Here is a 19,357-nt window from a genome sequence, read left to right on the forward strand (position 1 = left end):
TCCGTACGATGTCCGGCTTCTGTTTTTAAATGCATTACGGACCTTTTATGTGGATATACCTCGGACTGATTTCATCTGTACTTCTGGGCCTTTACGACGTTTGCAAAAAGCACGCACTGAATCATAACGCCGTATTGCCGGTGCTGTTTCTTTCCACGGTTGCCGGGTTTCTTCCGATGCCATTTTTTCTGACGGCTTCACGTCTCGCCCCGGAGATGATGCAGCAGATTCACTGTTATGTTCCGGTCGCCACGCTTTTCGAACATCTGCACATTCTGCTTAAAGCAGGAATTGTTTCCACTTCGTGGGTACTTGCTTACTTTGCCATGAAGCACCTGCCGATCTCGCTCTTTTCGCCGATCCGCGCCTCCGGTCCGGCCTGGACGCTGCTGGGTGCGGTTTTGCTGTTTCATGAACGGCCGCTGCCGATGCAATGGGCCGGTATTGCGGTGATTTTCTGCTCCTACTACGCCTTTTCGCTGATCGGCCGGAAAGAAGGCGTGGTGTTTCACCGCAGCAAATGGATTCTTTATATCTTCCTCGCCACCCTCATCGGCAGTGTCAGCACGTTATACGATAAATACCTGATTCAACAGCTCGGTTACACGCCGATGCTCGTCCAGTTCTGGTTTGCTTTTTACAATGTCATGCTGATCGGCCTTTTCACCGCCATATTTTGGTGGCCGCGCCGCATGGAGTACACGTCGTTTGAGTGGCGATGGAGCATTATGCTCATCGGACTGCTGCTGATTTCTGCCGACTTCGTCTATTTTAACGCCGTCAAAAACCCCGACGCACTGATCGTCATCCTTTCTCTATTGCGGCGCAGCAGCGTGGTGATTTCCTTTGCGATCGGCGCGTTTTTGTTTGGTGATGTCAACCGGCGTGGCAAAGCCTGGGCGCTGGCTGGCGTCCTCGCCGGGGTAATTCTGATCGTTTTGGCGTAAATTTTTCAACGGTTTGGAAAAAAAGATTCGGAAAACGAGTTGCGGCAGGGCAATATCGTTTTCAATATGAAACGAGCCACATGGGTTTCCATCACCGTTCTCGCGGTCGGGCTGAGCATCCTGCTAAGCACGGCCAATCTTTTTCTGGGCAGTCTGAATCAGGATGAAGGCTGGTACCTTTATGCCGCGAAGCAGATTACTCAGGGGCATGTTCTCTACCGTGACTTTATGTTCACGCAAGGGTCTGCTCTCCCTTATATCTACGGCGTTCTTTTCCCCATCATTGAAAAATTCGGCGTTGCGGGCGGGCGATTGATTACTGCGCTGTTCGGTCTGGCCGCCGCCGGCTGTGCGGCGTGGCTGGCTGCACGCTCGGTTTCTCCTAAACACCGGAAGGCCGCCGCGCTGTGCGCCTTCATTCTGACCGGTGTGAATGTTTATCAGAGTTACTTTACGGTGATTGTGAAAACCTATGCACTCTGCGCCTTCTTTCTGACAGCCGGATTCGTTGCGCTCAGCTACACAAACGGCCGCCGCGGAGCAAGTGCGGCATTCTGGGGCGGATCCCTGCTGGCACTGGCGGCCTGCACACGTCTTTCCGCAGGAATTGCTCTGCCGCTGGCGGGGCTTTGGCTGATCTGGAACCGTAAGAAAGTTTTTCCGCTGTCATGGATCGCATTCGGAATCGGCGGCGGCCTGAGCCTGCTGCTCGGAATCGGAATGTTTTTCCTGCTGGCTCCGGAGAACACCGAATTTGCACTGTTCGGCTATCATGCGGGTCGTTCGCCCGGAAGTTTGATGCAACTGCTCGCTCTGAAAGCCGGATTTATCTCCCGGTTCGTGCAGGCCTATTTTGTTTTTTCAGCAGGATTCCTGCTGATCTTCGCGCTGAAGAGACTTCACTGGCCGATTCGTGAACGCGGGTTTGAAGAAATGATGCTGGATAGCCGTCCGAAACTGATCGAACTTCTGCGCGAAGCCAACGCTCCGCGTTCGCCGTTTGAGCGAAGCTTTATCTCTCTGCTCTGGTTCTCCGGCGTATTGGTAACACTGGTTCATCTTATGGCACCGTTTCCGTATGACGACTATCAGGTAATCATCTATCCATTATTAGCAGTCGCGCTGGCGGTGACGCTGGTTCCGCACTGTCCGGAACGGCAGCAGCTTCGGGCGGTTTTTGCTGTTCTGCTGATCTGTACCGCCGCTTCGTTTTCTTCGCCGCTGAATCAGGAGTGGATGATTCGCGGACGTGACCGCATCTGGTGGAAGTTTAAAGAAACGCCCGATCTCTCTGCCTTGCGGAAAGTCGGCGCGGAGTTGCGCGAAAAGCTGGGGCCGGACGGCCTCCTGCTGACACAGGACACCTATCTCGCGATTGAAGCGAACGCCCGCGTGCCGCACGGCATGGAAATGGGTCCGTTTTCCTATTTTCCCGACATGCCGCGCAGGCAGGCCGAAAAGCTGAATCTGCTCAATAAAGAAATGTTGATGGATATTCTTGCCGGGGCCCGTGCGCCGGTCGCGGCTTTCAGCGGTTATGGGCTGACGATCCGCTCGCCGGAGATCAAAGAACTTTCTTTCAGCGAATGGAGCGAACTGCGAACCGGCCTGGAAGCGGGCTATAAAAAAACCAGTGAGATCCTGAATTTCGGGCAAGCCCACACGGTCTTGGATATTTTTGAGCGCAAATGAAGCTCTCCATCGTCATTCCGGCACATAATGAGGAGAAGCGGCTGCCGCCGATGCTGGAGGCTTATGCCAGCTACTTTTCTGAAAAGTATGGCAATGAAGCCGAGTTGATCGTGGTACCAAATTTCTGCAACGACCGCACCGCCGACGTGGCGCGGACTATCGGTTTGCGTTATCCGCAAGTGCGGGTGATTGAAGAAGCGAATCGTGTCGGTAAGGGTGGAGCGGTTCTGCTTGGCGCCAAATGTGCCGAAGGCGATCTGGTTGGATTTGTTGATGCCGACGGCGCAACTTCGCCCGAAGCATTTGACGATCTGGTACAGAAGATCAGTCTGGACGGCTGTATTATCGCTTCCCGCTGGATGAAGGGCTCGGATATGAGTCCGAAACAGCCGCTTTCGCGCCGCATTGCTTCGCGCGGTTTTAATCTGATGGTGAGGATTCTGTTCGGCTTGAAGCTGACGGATACCCAGTGCGGAGCCAAACTGTTCCGGCGCGAAGTGATTCTGCCGGTACTGCGTAATCTAGGAGTGACGAACTGGGCCTTTGACGTAGATATGCTGTTTCAGACGAAACGGCTCGGTGCATCAATCCGCGAGATTCCAACGGTCTGGCACGATGTGGCCGGTTCGAAGGTCGAGGTTGGACGGGCGTCGCTGAATATGACCGTAGCGCTGGTGCGGCTGCGGATGTTCTATTCACCGCTCCGCTTTATGATCCCGGTTCTTGGACGGCTGGTCGAACGGTTGTTGCGGTATTCCGGGTGACAAAAAAACGGCGCACTCGAAAGTGCGCCGTCTTCACGATGTGAATCGCTGACTACCAGCGTGATTCACGGCGTTCGCCGCCACGGTCGCCGCCACGGTCACCACCGCGTCCGCCACCGAAACCGCCGCCACCACCACCGCTGCTACGACGTTCGCCAGCCGGTTTGGGCTGGGATTCGTTAACGCGGATTGCGCGCTGCATGAAGTCTGAACCGTTCAGAGCTTCAATTGCAGCAGCACCTTCGCTCTGGTCCGGCATTTCGACAAAGCCAAAGCCTTTGGAGCGTCCCGACATACGGTCGAGAATAACACGGGCTGACGTGACCTTGCCGTGCTGCTCAAAGAGTTCCTGCAGGTCAGGGTCTGTTGCCGAATACGGCAGATTTCCTACGTAGATGTCCATCTGTTCTTTCCTCTCATGTGCCATACTCAACTCTATTTTCAACCAATTCGTGACCCATGGCACAGGGCTTCTGAACCGATGCAACGTCCCTTTGGACGAACGCGATCAGGAAGATGACATATCACCCTCAAAAAAGAAACTCTTATTTTTCAGTGCTTTGGAGGCCGAAAAGTTAAACTTTTGACTGCCGCTAGGCTGTCGTTGCGGTTATGTTTACGCGACTTAAACGCTATGACGAAATTCCGGCACAGACTGAATACGCTTTTTGCGAACGAACTGCTGAAGCATACGGCGATCCTATTTGCTGGGATGATGGTGGTGCACGTCTGCAATCTGGTTTATCAAATGGCGGTCAGTCGAGTCTTGCCGAAAGAGGAATACGCGTTGCTGGCGGCTTTTCTCGGTGTGCTGGCCATCATCAGCTATCCGCTTGCCACGCTGACGACCGGACTCAGTCACTATAGCAGTCTACTCCGGCAGGAGGGTCGTGCCGGAGATGTGAAGCGACTGGTTCGCAAATGGCTTTTGCTGACCGGTGTTCCAGCCCTGTTGCTGGGCGCGGCGGTTATTGTATTTAACGGGCCGGTGGCAGGTTTTATGAATTTGGATCGTTTTGCGCCGGTTATCATTGCCGGCGCGGTTCTGCCGGCTATGTTTTGTCTTCCGGTGCTGACCGGTGCGGCACAAGGCCTGCAGCTTTTTGGATGGAGTTCGTTTTCTGGAATTTCAGGTTCGGTGCTTCGTCTGTTGCTTGGTGCCGGGCTGGTCTGGTTCTGGCATCCGGCCTGCGGCTGGGCGATGCTGGGACACGGTACAGGCGTTTATTTTTCAATGGCGGTGCTGGCGGCCGGACTGGTTATGGTTCTGCGCGGCGGGGAGGAAACCACGAAGCCTCTGCCAAGCATGCGCTTCTATCTATTGCGAAGTATTTTTGTTCAGACGGCTTTCGCCGTGCTGATGAATGCTGACGTGGTGCTGGTGAACCATTACCTGCCGGAGAATACAGAATTTGCTTATGCCGCCACGCTGGGACGGATTGTGGCCTTTTTGCCGATGGCTGTGGCCATGGCGATGTTCCCTAAGGTCGCTTCGGCGGGTGGCGCGACGGCGGAACACCGGAGAATTTTTCTTCACTCGTTCGGTTACACAGCCCTGTTTGTCGCCGTAGCGGCCATTGGTTGCTTTATTCTGCCGCAACTGCTTCTGCACATCCTGTTTGGTATCCGGAACGCTCCGGACTCCATGGTGAATCTGGTTCGGCTGATGGCCGCAGCAATGTCGGCTTCCGCACTTTTGAATGTAGTTGTGCAGTTTTTGCTGGCGCAACGGCGCTTCAAAGAAACTCTTGCGGTTGTAGCGGCCTGTTTTCTCTACTTATTGTCCGTCCATTTTTTACACGGTACGGCTCGGCAGATTGCCATAGCTTCCGGCGTGTTCAACGCAATCGCACTGCTTGCCGGACTCTATGCGGTGCTTCGACTTAAGCCGGAAAGGCTGAGCTTATGAAAAAACTGTTTTTTTTAATGGTTCTTCTTTTGATCGCCACGCTGACTTTTATTCCGGTGCTGACCGGCGGCACACTGATGACCTCTGATGACAACATCGGGCATGTTGCCGGATATAAAAGCCTGCTTCCGGCAGGGTTTTTATCGGACACATGGGTGGACTCTCCGTTGGTCGGAATGCCGGCAACGGCTTCGCCGCTGAACTGGTCCAATTTCTGGCTGTCGGTTCTTTCATCGCGCGGATTCACCAACAGCTTCCACCTGCTTTCTCTGCTGGCGGGATCGTTGGCTTTGGGGGCATTCCTGTTTCGCAAAGGGTTGTCGTTGGCAGCCGTACTGCTTGGTGTGCTGGCCGCCTTCTGGCTCGGAAGCAACCTGACGCTGGTTTATGCCGGGCACATCCGGAAGTTTTCCATCGTATTCCTGTTCTGCGCGAATCTGCTTTGTCTGGATCTGCTATTTGAGAAAAAGCGCTGGGGCTGGGCGGCGATTTCCGGCTTCTTGCTCGGATTAATGTTTCTTGAACAACAGGATGTCGCTTTGTTTTTTGCGCTTTTCCTTGGAGCGTATGCAATTTTCCTTTGGCTGGAATCCGGCGAAAAACTGCGCGGCATATTGCGCCTGCTGCCGGTTCCGGTGATTGCTTTGCTGATTGCCGCCAGCGCGCTGAGCAGTTCTTTTAAGCAGAACATTTCCGCCGCTGCGACATCTTCTGTGACCAGCGGCGAAGAGCAGTGGGAATATTGCACTCAGTGGAGCTTTCCGCCGGATGAGCTGATCGCCTTTGTCGCACCCGGTTATACTGGCTGGCGTAGCGGCGAACCCGACGGCCCGTACTGGGGCCGCATGGGACGCAGTGCCGGATGGGAGCAAACCCGGCAGGGCTTTATGAATTTCAAACTTGAAGACACGTATCTTGGTGTTATTCCAGTCGCCTTTGCGCTCTTCGCACTTTTTGCCTGCCGTCAGGATCCGAAACGCCGGACGATCTATTTCTGGGGCGGGGCCACGCTACTTGCTCTATTGCTTTCTTTTGGAAAATACACGCCGCTCTACCGTCTCTTCTGGCAGCTTCCCGTCATTCACGAAATCCGCAATCCGAACAAATTTTTGCAAGTTTTCCAATTGGGACTGGCGATCCTGACGGCATTCGGTGCTGATCTGTTTTTTAAAAAAATAAGCGAAAAGAAATCGTTGGCCGTTTCGAGATTTTTTTGGAGTCTGGCCGGAGTTTCGGGGCTGTTTGTTCTTCTGGCGATCAGCCGCGGAGGCGACGGAACGGAACTTCTTTCTATCGGCTGGCCGCAGCAGACGGTTGAAGTGATTGTGCGGAATAAAACCGTAGCACTATGGCTGGCCGCCGGACTGGCTGCCGCGCTGGCATTCGTTGTTTCCATCTATAAATTCCAGACACTGGAAAAACTTCGTCCATACAAAAAAGCCCTCGCGGCGTTGCTGGTCGCGGCGGTGGTTCTCGATGCCAAGTTGCTGTCCGTGCATTACGTTAAAACGCTGCCGGACAGTTATATTGCCGATAACAGCACGGTTTCTTACCTGAAAAAGAATCTGGGCGACCAGCGCGTTGCGATGGTGTCTCAGGATGGATTCTATAATCTCTGGCTCACTTATCTTTTCCCTTACCACCAGATATCGGCATTTAACTTCACGCAAATGCCGCGCATGGCGGGCGATTACAAAGCCTTTCTTGAAGCGGTCGGACGCAATCCTCTGCGGATGTGGCAGCTTTCCGGCGTCGGCTTTTTGATGGGGCCGTCCGGCGTAGAAAAACAGTTGCCCGCCGATCAATGTCAGCCGGTGCTGCGCTACGACGTTCAGGCCGGGAGCGACGGAAACTTTGTTGTTCGTCAGAACGAGAAGGGCGGTCAGACGATTTTCCGGAGTCTTGCGCCAGCTCCGCGTTATGCGCTGATCGGCGGCTGTGAAAAAATGGACGATAAGGCCGCGCTGGCAAAACTGGGTTCCAATAGCTGGAAACTTTTTGAAAAAATCATCCTGCCTTTAGAAAGCACTCAGCCGGATCCCGGCGGACACGGCTTCTGCGGAACAGTTGAGGTGCTCGAGCGCCGGGCTGGGCGCGTTCTTCTCAAGGTGCAGGCCGATTCTCCGGGCTTTCTGCGCGCGGCGAATAAATATGATCCGGACTGGAAAGCGAAGGTGGACGGGGCTCCGGCAGAGATGTTGCGCGCCGATTATATTTTTCAGGCGGTGGCCGTACCCGCCGGAGTCCATCAGGTGAAATTAAATTACAGTCCGGAAAATAAGCTTCTCTGGCTTCAGTTCGCTGGGATGGCCATTTGTGTTGTTGCGGGGGTCGCGCTTCTTTTTAAGCGGAAGCCGGATCGCTGACAGGAGGTTGTATGGGATTTTATGACACCTATTTAGAGCGGCTTGCGGCGGCTCCGGTTTGGTTTAAGCACGTTCAGCAGAAAGCTCTCGACCGGTTGATGCGGTCGATTGAAAAGTCCTGCGGCGGGCAAAAAGTGCGCGATGTTTTGGAGATCGGAATTGGTAGCGGAGACTTTAGCCGAGCGGTGCAACAGCGGAACTGGACGTATACTGGGATTGACCGGAATGAAGCGATGACGAAAAACGCCGGAGCCGGAACCGCATTTTGTGCGGAAGTCCCCCCATTTCCTGCACAATTGGCGCAAAAGAAATTCGATTTGATTTATTCCGCCTTTGTTCTCGAGCATATGGAAAGCGGCAAGGCGGCCTGCGAATTTGTGAAGGAGTCTGCCGGTCACCTTGCCGACGGCGGCAGTCTGGTGTTGCTGGTTCCCGACGTGCTGTCCATGCGGATGGAATTTTGGAGTGTGGATTATACCCACGCATTTCCGACGACCGAACGGAACGTAAAACAGATCGCGGCGGACTGCGGACTGGTCTGTCAGAAAACCATTCGTTATCGAGGCTGGTTTTCTGAAAATCGGCTTGTTCTGGCCGGATTACGCCTGCTGGGCCGACTTTACAGTTACCGCTTTTTCAAATCGGTTTTCGGTCACGAATGGTTTTTCTACGGTGTTTATCAGCTCCTCAATCAGGAAATCCTGATGTTTATTTTTCGGAAAGACCAACAGGCATGAGCGTGAAACTTTCTATTATCATCCCAACCATGGGCCGCCCGATTCTTGTGCGCACGCTGGAATCCGTTCTGGCGACACATGGCGCGAATCAAGTGGAAGTGATTGTTGTCGGCGAGATCCGCGACAGCGAGGTGCTGCGGAAAGTCACGGCGATCGTTTCTGCGAATCCGAACGTGCGCCATATTCCCATTTCGTATCCGGATGGCGATTCCAGCCGCAAGAAAAACCGCGGGGTGGAGGAGAGTCGTGCGGACATTGTCGCTTTCCTTGACGACGATGTCGTGATTGCACCTGACTGGCCGGAGCACATTTTGAAAGCATTTGATAATCCGTCGGCCGGATTGGTGAGCGGGCCAAGTCTGGTGCCAGACGATATCAACCTGTCGGCGCGTTTGGCCGGACTTGCGCTAACCTCGCGTGCCGCTGGCTATGTGGCAGAGCGGTACCGGATCGGAACCGCCGCCGCGCGGGAAGTCGGCTGGAGTCGGATTATCGGTTGCAATGCCGCCTACCGTAAAACGGTTTTTCAGCAGATGGGCGGGTTCCCGCCGGAGTTTTATCCGGGTGAAGAAATGATTGCCTCGTGGCGCACCCAGCAGCTCGGACACAAACTATTTTTTATTCCTGCCGCATGGGTTTACCACTATCCACGGCAGTCGGTGAAACGCTTCTGGCGGCAGGTGTGGGGCTACGGTGCGACGAGAATTCGTTTGAAACGTGCCGGCACCGGCTTTGAGTGGACCACACTGGTTCCTGCGGCGTGGGTGCTTTCGCTTCTGGTGCTGGGAATATCTACGCCGTTCTGCGGCTTCTGCGGATTTTTGCTCAAACTCGATCTCGCGCTCTACGCTCTGACGGCACTGGCGGTCGCGTTAGAAACGGCAGTTCAGACGCGCCGTCCGCGCGACCTGCTGGTGGTGTTTATGATTCCTGTCATGCACCTGAGCTACGGCCTCGCTGAGTGGTTTGAGTTTTTTCACCCGAACCGTGACTTCGGAGAAAGTTACCGGAAGTAGTGCGGCTCAGTTGGTGAGGTGAAAGAGCGCCTCGGCCATCCGGGAGGAAATGGTTTCAATATCAAAGGCTTCGACGCTTTTTGCCCGGGCCTGCATTCCCATCTTTATTCGTAAATCTTTCTGGTGATGCAGTGTGGTCAGCTGTGCCTTCAATGTGAACATATCGTTTGGATCAAACAGCAGCCCTGTTTTGTTTTCTTTCACCAGCTCTTCCACACCTTTAAGACGGGCCGCCAGAATCGGTAAGCCGCAGGCCATTTCGTGCGAAAGGGTGTCGGTTACGTGAAAGTTGTCTGAGAATTGGCCGATGCGCATGACCAGACCGACATCGGCTGTACGGATTGCTTCCACTACGTCCTGTTCCGTTGGCAGCCAGCCGGTGAAAATTACCCGATCTGTCATGCCCAGCTCGCTACACATCAATTTTAATCGATTCATTTCCGGACCTGAGCCAACCAGCAGATATTTTAGATTCGGCAGTTTGTTTTTCAGGTCCGCCATAGCGCGGATGATCCGGTCATTTCCTTTGTTTGGATGAAGCACGCCGTGATGAACGACAACAAAATCATTTGCGGCTAATCCGAATTTACTGCGTGCCGCATTCCGGTCTCTCGGGGAATAGAGTTCGGTGTCACACGGGTTATACGCACAGCAAACCCTGTCAGGGTCCACGCCGCGTTCTGCGAGAAACGTCCGCGTATAGTTTACTTTTGTAAAGATCAGCGGCAGGGTTCGCCACGTCCGGTAGTCAACCTGTTGCAGCCAGTCAAAAAATCTTTTCAGCTCCGAGTGCTGTTCAGAATAGATGGTTAGAAAAAAATCGGCGACCGTGATGCAGATGTTTCTGCCGTAGAATACTCGGGCAATCAGCGCGCCCCACGGAAGCGTTTCATCCCAGAAAACCGCATCCATTTTCATCAGACGGCAGCGCAATGCCAGCGCGGGGAGGGCGGCGTACCAGAAAAGAGTTCCGAATAGTTTGCTGGCGGCGGAGCCGCGGTTCAGACGGAAGGGAAGGGCGTGGATCGTGCAGTGGGCCTTGATCATTTCCGGAGCGGCAGAGTTTTCCCGCAGACCGAAGTAATGCACCTCAACGCCGCGTTCGTGCAGTTTGCGGATGATGTGGGGAATGGAATGGCAGGTGGATGTGTGACCTGATGGCCCGTAGCGGTGCCAAAATGCTATTTTCCGTTTTTTCATACAACGCGGGGCTGCTTGTTTCGTTTAATGACAGGGGCCAGCATAAGCATTGTCACTGCGGTGTCAAACTGGCATATTCAAAACCATGTTGGCGGTTATAAAGTTTTCCGGAAGGATGTCTATGCGGTTGTTTTTGTCAGGACTCATCTTTTTGGCGGTTTGCGGATGTTCGCAACCCCGTAAAGTCAGCTATGCGGATTTGCTTTCCTCTTTAACCAATTTGAATCAAATGGCTTCTCTGGCGGTTCCGCAGACGCATCTCATCTCTTCCTATGACCGCACAGGCGCCAACGAAGACAACAACTATTTTCAGGGAAAGACCAAAGACGGTCAGTTTATTCTGGCCGACCTGAAAGGCCCCGGTGTGGTTTCCCGGCTCTGGTTTACCGGTGATCCGCACAACGCAAATATACACTTCTATTTTGATGATGAACCCACGCCGCGGATGTCTTTCAAGTGGGATGTCCTTGGCCGGGGGATTCTTCCCATTAACGCTCCTCCGCTCGCTATGGCCGAGCAAATCTGCTGGCGGTCTTTCCTGCCGATTCCTTACAGCAAACGGTTGCGGATTACTGTGGAAGATGCCGGTTATGCCTATGGAAAAGCGCCGAAGTTTTACTACCAGCTCAATTGGAATTCGTTACCCCAGGGACAAACCGTCGAGAGTTTTTCGCTGCCGGTGCTCGATCAGAACCGCGCTCTGATTGATACCATTTGCGCTGACTGGGAAAAGATGAGCTTTCCTGCAATTCCGCCGCTCGAACGGGACGGGGTTCTACCTCCCGGCGGAACGCTTAAACTTTTTTCAGCGGAGCGGCAGGGAACCATCAGCGGAATTTCAATCAGCCCCGGTTTTTCAAACGTACCGTCGCCGGCGGCGCGTTCCGCACTGCTTCGGGATATCGTGTTGAAAATCTACTGGGACGGACAGACGGAGCCGAGCGTCTCCGTTCCGCTTGGCGATTTTTTCGGCAGCATGTGGCAGCGCTGGGCCGGACAGTCCATGTTTTTTGGTATGGATCAGGACGCCTTTTTCTGTCGCTGGCCAATGCCGTTCCGTAAGGGCGCCCGGATCGAACTGGAAAATCAGGGAACAGCTCCGGTGTCGATTCGCTGGGGCGTTTCGTCTAACGAAGCACAAGTTCCCTTGGATTCCGGCTACTTTCACGCGGCATTCAACCGTAGCGGCGCGAATGCTGTTGGTGCGCCCCACACGGTTCTGGAGACCTCCGGCGACGGAAAATATGTTGGCTGTATGCTGGGCGTCTGGAGCGTTGATAACAGCTTCTGGGTTTTGGAGTCCGACGAAACAATGTATATCGACGGCGGAAAGAAACCGTACTGGCAGGGAACCGGCCTCGAGGACTATTTCAACTCCGGCTGGTATTATCGCAAAGTGTTCGAGCGACCCTTGCATGGGCTTCCTGTCAAATCGCCTTTCCGCACAGTTCAGTACCGACTGCATCTCGACGACGCGGTTCTGTTTAACAAATCATTCAACATGATTTTTGAACGCGGCCCGGATCAGGCGAGTAAGGCAGCATACGACAGCGTGGCTTTCTACTATCTGAAAAACCCGCAACCGGCAGCAGGTCAGGTTGGTAACGCGACATGGCGCGCCCGACCCCGCAGTCGCCTTGAACAGCTGACGCTCATGACCGACATCTGGAATCTGGAGCGCTTTAATGATCTGCCGGGGGAGATAGATTTCATTGATCGGTACATTGAGCAGTACAATCCACCATTTACTCCCGTTCTGAAACTGAGACAGCTTATGTGTCGTTATAAGGATTCAAATATTTCGCGGGCCGAATTGCTTCAGAATCTGGACGGGTTTCTGACCTCGGCGGATGCGAAGGTTCGGTCATTTGCAGAAACCCTGAAAAAATTCTATTCGGAACCGTCTGTTTTTCTGCTGGGAGCCTATTGCAATATGACCGCAGAGGTTTATCTGGATGGCCAGCGCATGTTGACAGCGGGGAATCCGGAGCAGCCGGTTGTTGTTCCGGTGAAACTGGAAAAAGGAATGCACGTCATCGCCGTCCGCGCTCTTTGGCAGCAATATCCCTATTGGATGCAGGCCTGGATTGAGTCTCCCGCCGGGTTGCTTACGGATGGCCGGGATTGGAAACACGCCGTTAATCCGTCCGGCGAATGGGCGGCTCTCAACTACGACGACTCAAAATGGAACCCTGCCGGATGCGTTTTGGAAGGGGTGAAGAGTCCGCCGGAAGTCCCGTATGTCTGGGCTGCACCGGATCCTTATGTAAACGCCTCTTCCAAGGTTCTCCCCGTGTGTCCGGGCGATCCGTGGGACGGACGGGGATTTGTTGTTTATCGGAAATTTTTTGAGGTCAAGTAACTGGCGGAACCATCTCTTTCAAACGGGTTTCTTGCAGTGCGGTGGAAGATCAGGTAGAACATGCTCTAAGTGCGCGGCGGGTTGCTGGGCGGCTGTTGCAGCTCAAAGTGTTACTGATCATGTGAGATCAAGAGTTAAGGTCGAAATGTTATGAAAGTGGTGATTTTGGCAGGCGGATTGGGCACGCGGATCAGTGAGGAAACGGCTATCAAGCCCAAACCGTTGATCGAGGTAGGCGGCCGTCCGCTTCTTTGGCACGTGATGAAGCTCTACTCAGCATTCGGCCTTACAGATTTTGTTATCTGTCTCGGGTATAAGGGCTACATGATCAAGGAATTCTTCGCCAACTATTTTCTGCATATGTCCGATGTAACCATTAACCTGTCTAATAACGAGATCAAGGTGCACAACAATTACTCCGATCCATGGACCGTGACGCTGGTCGATACCGGGGAAAACACCATGACTGGCGGGCGCATTAAAAGAATTAAACCGTACTTAGTGGACGGCGAAGATTTTTGTCTTACCTATGGCGATGGTGTCGGCGATGTGAACATCGGGAAGCTTTTGGAATTTCATCGCAATCAGAAAACACTGGCTACCCTGACAGCCACTCGCCCTCCGGGACGTTTCGGCGCCTTGCGAATTGCCAACAACAAGGCGCTGGACTTTGAGGAAAAACCCGCCGGTGACCGCGCCTGGGTTAATGGCGGATTCTTTGTTTGTTCGCCCAAGGTGCTGGATTATATTGAGAGCGATCAAACTGTATGGGAACGCGAGCCGATGAACCGGCTTACGTCCGAAGGACAGCTTTCCACCTATCTTCACGAGGGCTTCTGGCAGCCGGTTGACACGCTTCGTGATAAAACGAGTCTGCAAGAGTTATGGGACGGCGGGAAAGCTCCGTGGAAAGTGTGGGCGTGAGCAGGGTCGCCGTGTCAGGAGTAATCGGATAATGACTGAAACGATTAACCAAGTTATGAATGATTCATCCCGAGGTAAATTGCTTTCGGTGATCGTTCCGTTTTTGAACGAAACGGAGATCCTCGACCTTTTTTTCGAGGAATTAATGGTTCACTTAAAAGAACTGGATATGCCGTTCGAAGTGATCTGTGTGGACAATGCCAGTACCGACGATACGTATGGGCAGCTGCTGTTGTGGCGCCATCGGCATCCGGAAATCAAAGTCATCCGCTTTTCCCGTTATTTCGGTAAGGAGATGGCTCTCACAGCAGGCCTTGATTACGCCAAGGGCGATGCCGTGATTCTTATGGATCCGGATCTTCAGGATCCGCCCGCGATGATGGCTGATTTTATCGCCAAATGGCGTGAAGGCTACGATATGGTGTACGCCACCCGTTGCCGCTCCGGCATAGAGAGCGGAGTGAAGACGTTCCTGAACACGTTGTTCTACAAGGTATTCAACATCGTCAGCGAGAACGGCATTCCGTATCGCACCGGAGATTTTCGGCTGATTGATGCCAAGATCGTCGAAGTGATCCGGCACATTCGGGAGAAATCACGCTTCCTTCGTAGCTTGACCGCATGGGCTGGATTCAAGAGCACCGCCATCATGTTCGACCGCCCCGAACGGATCAAAGGCAAATCCAAATCGAACTGGGTTTTCCTTTGGAACTACGCCATAGACGCTATTCTGTCCACCACCAACCGCCCCTTGCGCATCTGGTCTTACATTGGCCTGGGGGTATCGATGGTGGCGATCTTGGCGGCCATTGCTCTTGTTATCCGAACCGTGGTGTTTGGTAAAGATGTGCTAGGTTACGCCAGCATGATGACCACCATCCTGTTTTTGGGCGGGTTCCAATTGATTTCCGTTGGCGTTGTCGCTGAGTATCTCGGCCGGGTTTATCGCGAGGTTCAAAACAGACCCTTGTATGTGATTGATCAAAGTCACGGAGTCGACGCCAGTCGGCTGCCTCCGTGTCCAAACAAAATAAGGAACTTACATAATGGCATCTAAAATATGGAAGCAATGCCGCACTTGCGGTAACCCCCATCTTGTTCCTGTAGTCGATATGGGAAAGCAACCTCTCAGTGGCGTGTTTCCGAAACCTTCGGAGCCCGATCCGTCATCTTCCCCGTTGGATTTAATCCGTTGCGATATTAGCGCAACCCCGGGCGCGTGCGGGCTGGTTCAGCTTCGCGACACGGCTGACCTTGGAGAAATGTATGGTAGCACCTACGGATATTTTTCATCTATCAGTCCGACCATGACCGCCCACCTGACTGGCAAGGTGCGCGATCTTGTCGCGTATGCCAAACCCTGTCGGGGCGATGTCATTCTCGATATCGGCAGCAATGATGGAACTCTGTTGAACGCCTACGGCAGCGAAGCCGGATTTGTCCGCGTTGGAATGGATCCTTCCGCGGAAAAATTCCGCCACAACTACCAGCCGGACATCAATGTCGTATATGATTTCTTTTCAGAAAAGGGAACGCGTTCAATGATCGGCAGCAAAAACTGCAAGATCATCACGTCGATCGCAATGTTTTATGACCTCGACGATCCGCTGTCGTTTATCCGTCAAATCCGCGCTTTGCTTGCCGTGGACGGGGTATGGGCTCTGGAACTGGCCTACATGCCGCTTTTTTTGAAGCAACTTTCTTATGATCAAATCTGCCATGAGCACGTCACCTATTACGGTCTTCGCCAGATGGATTGGATGATGCGTCAGGAGGGTCTTAAAATTCTGAGTGTATCATTTAACGATATGAACGGCGGGAGTTTTTACCTTTATGTCGGCCGTGCGGACGGCCCCCGCGTTCCAGAGCAGGAATGCATCAACAGCCTGCTTGCTTCTGAGGCCGAACTGGATTCGCCGCGGCCCTACCAGCGTTTGCACAACCGGATGCTTGCCCATCGCGATGATGTAAAAAACTTTTTTAAAATCATGCGCGCCGCCGGGAAAAAAGTGTACGGCTACGGTGCCTCAACTAAAGGGAACGTGGTAATAAATTACTGCGATATCGGCCCCGCCGACCTCGTGGCCATAGGAGACCGTAATCCGGAAAAAGACGGACTCGTAACGCCTGGATCGCGTATCCCGATCATTTCCCACGAGAAGTTGCGTGCCCTCAAGCCGGACTATTTGTTTGTCTTCATCTGGCACTTCCGCAGCGAGGTCATCCGAGATGAAATGGATTTCCTCCGGCGCGGCGGCACTCTGATTTTCTCACTGCCTCGTCTGCATCTGGTGGACATCAACAACTACGAACGTTATCTGGACAACGATTTCGGAGATCAGTCCTTCTTGCTTTGATTTATGAGCGCCGCTGAAAAATCGTCCGAATTCTATTGGCCGGATCAGCGGGTGCTGATTACTGGCGCGGACGGTTTTTTAGGCGGGGCCATGACACGCAGTCTGCTGAGCCGGGGAGCCTCCGTGTATGCTTTGGTATGGTCCGGCAATCAGGAATGTGATGTAAAAAATCTGATGGCGTCTGGAGCAGCCATCGTTCGCGGCGATGTAGCGGATATTTCTTTGCTGACTAGCTTGTGCGGTGATTCCGGAATCAATACGGTTTTTCATCTGGCCGCAATTAACTCCAACACGGGAACCCTGCCGCCTTACGCGTTGTGGGAGGCAAATATTCGCGGCGTTTATACTGTGCTGGAAGCCTGTCGCGCGGCATCGCCAAGGGCCCGCGTTATAATCGCATCGAGCCGGGAAGCGGAGGAGTGTTTCTCCGGACTATCCGCCCGTCCGCATCACCCGTATATGGTCTCAAAGGCCTCCGCCGAATTGATCGCTCGATCCTATAGTGACACATTCAATTTGCCGTCTGCCTGTGTCCGATCCGACAATCTCTACGGCGGCGGTGACCGCAATTGGCAACGACTGATTCCCGGTACCATACGCTCCTTGTTGCAGGGCGAAGCGCCGGTCATCCGTGGCGACGGACAGCTCGCCAGAGCGTATGTGTATATTGATGATGCGGTAAATGCCTATTGCGCGATTGCTGAACGATTACACCGGAAGGATATTCGCGGGCAGATATTCCGGCTTTCCACCGGCATCAACAGTTCGGTTCTGGACACTGTTCGTCAGCTTGTTGAAATTTCGGGCCGGAACGACTTGGATCCCCGCATATTGCATGAAAAATGCGACGAACGGGTAGATGAAGTTTATATGCCGGTTCGGGAAAAGCAGTTGCTGGATTGGGAAAACACCACGGGGCTCCATGAGGGGCTGGCCCGGACGTATGAATGGTACAGGACACATTCAGGAGAGCTCTCGTGAAGAAAAACATCCATACTGTAGAAGCGACGATGCATCGCAAACGCGATTACGCCTTCATGACGATTCTTGGGGTCGGTCTAATCCTTCGGCTTTTCTGGCTGGGACGCGCTTCGTTGCAAATCGATGAAATCGTCACCATCCGTGACGCCATTTTTCAATCCGACATTTCGGCTATTTACCAGACTGAGTTGCAGAGGTTTCACTGGTACCGGGTTCTGCCGCTGTTTATGGTGCCCATTCATTACGTCGGAAAGTGGCTGGGGGTTAGTCAGGGCTTTCCTCCCGAATTTTATCTTCGGCTACCCGGAGCATTGATCAGCTGTCTGCTGATACCTTTGATGTACTGGCTCACCCGAACTCTGGCTGGCCGCAGGGCCGGACTGATCGCAATGTTGCTCGCAGCGCTTTCGCCCTTTCACACGTATTATGCACGCGAAGCTTATGCCTATGGCTACCTGATGTTTTTCTCCACGGGCATGCTGTGGTGCTCGCTGCGTATCCTGATGGAGGATTGGCGAAAAGATGCGGTGCCGTGGCGGTGGCTCGTCGGCTACGCTGTTTTTGCGTCGCTCTTCCTGCAAACCCATTTGACGGCGACTGTATTTCTTTCTGTATGGACGCCCATTTTTGGTCTGGCCTTGATCTGGCGGCACGGACTTCCGGCGCTGTGGAAGCGCGGACGACTGTTTTTGCTGGGGTTGATGATGGGGCTCCCGTATCTGCTGTTCTCGCCATTTTTAATCCGGCTGCTGACCAGTGGATACAAAAGTACCGACGTCGGCGCAGGAACCTACTATTTCACCCCCGCCGCTGCGCTGACTCTGGTGTCACGCATGGGGTGGGGTGAGGCTTGGGTCACCACATTACTTTTTGTGCTCGTTGCCGGGTGGGGAATCTACCGGATTGCGCGCATCTCCCGGAAAGATGTTGTGCACACCGCTGGCATGATTTTGTTGCTCCAGGCGATCATCTATGTCGCTTTTCAGGCGACCTATCAGATTCAAACCAATAGCCGGTTCGAGGTTCGCTACTTTTGCAGTTTATTCCCGATCCTGATCGCGTTTGCCGGGGTCGGTGTGGATGCGCTGTTCAGCGGATTGTTCGCCAAAACAAAGGGCGGGGTTTCTCTATCCGGAGGTATGGTGCGGCGAACGGCGGGCATTACACTGGCGGCGATTCTCGTGTCGTGGCTGCTGATGAATGACCTGCTGGTGATTGGTCTGAAAAGCAGAGGGTACAACTATAAAGACATGGCGCAATGGATTGGCCGTAATGTGCCGGAAGGCGGCCTGTACGCCAACATGAGTATTTATGAGATGCGTGGCGTTCCAAGTGCCTACCCGACACCGGGACGTCAGGCGACGTTTGTCAGCGCGAACGGCACCACTCAGGATTTTCTCATGAATCCGGTGCCCGGCCTGACCCGGGATCTGTTCAGCCTTCAACCCAATGCCTGCCTGCTGGAAATCACCCCGTATGACATTCTCGTTCCCGAACAGGGCCAGCCGCCGATCCCCCGCGACGAATTGTTCATGCGCCATATCTGGCTGGTCGATAACGCCTGGGAATGGCTGGTGCGCCTTAAAACTCTGCCTACCGGAGAACGGCAGGCCGTTTCGATCCATATGCCGAAAGTGCTGATTTCCTGGAATGAGCCCGGCGATGCATTTGCTCTCGCGGCACGCAATAAACAGGCGTTCAGCCACGAATGGGGGCCTCAGTGGCGATACGCAAAACAAACCGATAGTTCACCGCGTCTGAATATGAACTGGATGAGCCTGTCCGGGGTTGGTCAAATGCTGCTTGGAAACACGGGAACCAATCTGGCAACTGCGGCCATTAAGCTGAAGGTGTTTAGCCCCGGATGTCGCGTGACGGTTCGTGATTCAGCCGGGGGATCCCTGATTTCCGGCGTGGATATTTCGGGCGGCCCAGGCATATTAAACATCCCTTCCGTTTCGTTGGTTCCCGGCACCAATTTTTTTACCTTTCAAGTGACCCCGCGTTCGGCGAATGTCGGCGGGGAATTATTTGTGAACCAGATTAGTATCGAAGCGGTTGCTAACTGATCGGGGTGGTTTTGCTAACGTATGGAACGGAGC

The 19,357-nt window shown here is 53.6% G+C and carries 15 protein-coding genes; 13 read left to right on the forward strand and 2 right to left on the reverse strand.

All coding sequences use genetic code 11. The features are described 5' to 3' along the window. The first annotated feature begins 47 nt into the window (after positions 1–47). The 3 genes from HOO88_07840 to HOO88_07850 all read left to right on the forward strand — a co-directional run bounded on the left by HOO88_07840 (position 48) and on the right by HOO88_07850 (position 3,403). Positions 48–947: an EamA family transporter gene (locus HOO88_07840; protein ID NOU36666.1), complete on the forward strand. Its 900-nt coding sequence runs from the start codon at positions 48–50 to the stop codon at positions 945–947. 66 nt (positions 948–1,013) lie between these two features. Continuing rightward, on the forward strand, positions 1,014–2,639 hold the full coding sequence (locus HOO88_07845; protein NOU36667.1) for a hypothetical protein: 1,626 nt from the start codon (positions 1,014–1,016) through the stop codon (positions 2,637–2,639). Then, positions 2,636–3,403 carry a glycosyltransferase family 2 protein gene (locus tag HOO88_07850; protein ID NOU36668.1) on the forward strand — a complete coding sequence of 256 codons (768 nt, stop codon included), beginning with the start codon at positions 2,636–2,638 and terminating at the stop codon, positions 3,401–3,403. The genes HOO88_07845 and HOO88_07850 overlap by 4 nt, the downstream gene beginning before the upstream one ends. Positions 3,404–3,455: 52 nt before the next feature. Here the strand turns inward: HOO88_07850 and HOO88_07855 are convergent, their stop codons facing one another. Further along, complete coding sequence (locus HOO88_07855) at positions 3,456–3,806, reverse strand: RNA-binding protein (GenBank protein NOU36669.1); 351 nt, start codon at positions 3,804–3,806, stop codon at positions 3,456–3,458. 231 nt (positions 3,807–4,037) lie between these two features. On the opposite strand from HOO88_07855, the gene HOO88_07860 reads away from it, so the two are divergent. Genes HOO88_07860 through HOO88_07875 form a run of 4 tightly spaced genes read left to right on the forward strand, consistent with a single transcriptional unit; the run spans position 4,038 to position 9,431 of the window. After that, positions 4,038–5,312 carry a hypothetical protein gene (locus HOO88_07860; protein ID NOU36670.1) on the forward strand — a complete coding sequence of 425 codons (1,275 nt, stop codon included), beginning with the start codon at positions 4,038–4,040 and terminating at the stop codon, positions 5,310–5,312. Next, entirely contained in the window at positions 5,309–7,678 is a 2,370-nt protein-coding gene (locus HOO88_07865) for a hypothetical protein (GenBank protein ID NOU36671.1), read from the forward strand. Before HOO88_07860 ends, HOO88_07865 begins: the two co-directional genes overlap by 4 nt. Before the next feature lie 11 nt (positions 7,679–7,689). Beyond that, positions 7,690–8,415 (forward strand): class I SAM-dependent methyltransferase, encoded by a 726-nt coding sequence (locus tag HOO88_07870; protein ID NOU36672.1) that lies wholly within the window; start codon positions 7,690–7,692, stop codon positions 8,413–8,415. Continuing rightward, positions 8,412–9,431 carry a glycosyltransferase gene (locus HOO88_07875; GenBank protein NOU36673.1) on the forward strand — a complete coding sequence of 340 codons (1,020 nt, stop codon included), beginning with the start codon at positions 8,412–8,414 and terminating at the stop codon, positions 9,429–9,431. The genes HOO88_07870 and HOO88_07875 overlap by 4 nt, the downstream gene beginning before the upstream one ends. A gap of 6 nt (positions 9,432–9,437) precedes the next feature. Here HOO88_07875 and HOO88_07880 read toward each other — a convergent pair whose 3' ends face one another. After that, positions 9,438–10,631 carry a glycosyltransferase family 4 protein gene (locus HOO88_07880; GenBank protein ID NOU36674.1) on the reverse strand — a complete coding sequence of 398 codons (1,194 nt, stop codon included), beginning with the start codon at positions 10,629–10,631 and terminating at the stop codon, positions 9,438–9,440. 121 nt (positions 10,632–10,752) lie between these two features. Here HOO88_07880 and HOO88_07885 point away from each other — a divergent pair, with 121 nt between their 5' ends. The 6 genes from HOO88_07885 to HOO88_07910 all read left to right on the forward strand — a co-directional run bounded on the left by HOO88_07885 (position 10,753) and on the right by HOO88_07910 (position 19,324). Then, entirely contained in the window at positions 10,753–12,993 is a 2,241-nt protein-coding gene (locus HOO88_07885; protein ID NOU36675.1) for a DUF2961 domain-containing protein, read from the forward strand. 150 nt (positions 12,994–13,143) lie between these two features. Beyond that, on the forward strand, positions 13,144–13,917 hold the full coding sequence (rfbF, locus tag HOO88_07890) for a glucose-1-phosphate cytidylyltransferase (protein NOU36676.1): 774 nt from the start codon (positions 13,144–13,146) through the stop codon (positions 13,915–13,917). 55 nt (positions 13,918–13,972) lie between these two features. Beyond that, a complete protein-coding gene (locus HOO88_07895) occupies positions 13,973–14,974 on the forward strand; it encodes a glycosyltransferase family 2 protein (protein NOU36677.1) in 1,002 nt (333 codons plus the stop codon). Continuing rightward, the gene (locus HOO88_07900; GenBank protein NOU36678.1) at positions 14,964–16,274 is read left to right on the forward strand and encodes a class I SAM-dependent methyltransferase; all 1,311 of its coding nucleotides are present in this window, start codon (positions 14,964–14,966) and stop codon (positions 16,272–16,274) included. Before HOO88_07895 ends, HOO88_07900 begins: the two co-directional genes overlap by 11 nt. A gap of 3 nt (positions 16,275–16,277) precedes the next feature. Then, positions 16,278–17,255 (forward strand): NAD(P)-dependent oxidoreductase, encoded by a 978-nt coding sequence (locus HOO88_07905; GenBank protein ID NOU36679.1) that lies wholly within the window; start codon positions 16,278–16,280, stop codon positions 17,253–17,255. Beyond that, positions 17,252–19,324 (forward strand): hypothetical protein, encoded by a 2,073-nt coding sequence (locus tag HOO88_07910; protein ID NOU36680.1) that lies wholly within the window; start codon positions 17,252–17,254, stop codon positions 19,322–19,324. The genes HOO88_07905 and HOO88_07910 overlap by 4 nt, the downstream gene beginning before the upstream one ends. Positions 19,325–19,357 lie beyond the last annotated feature (33 nt).

The sequence above is a fragment of the Kiritimatiellaceae bacterium genome, from assembly GCA_013141415.1.
Taxonomy (GTDB): Bacteria; Verrucomicrobiota; Kiritimatiellia; order Kiritimatiellales; family Tichowtungiaceae; genus Tichowtungia.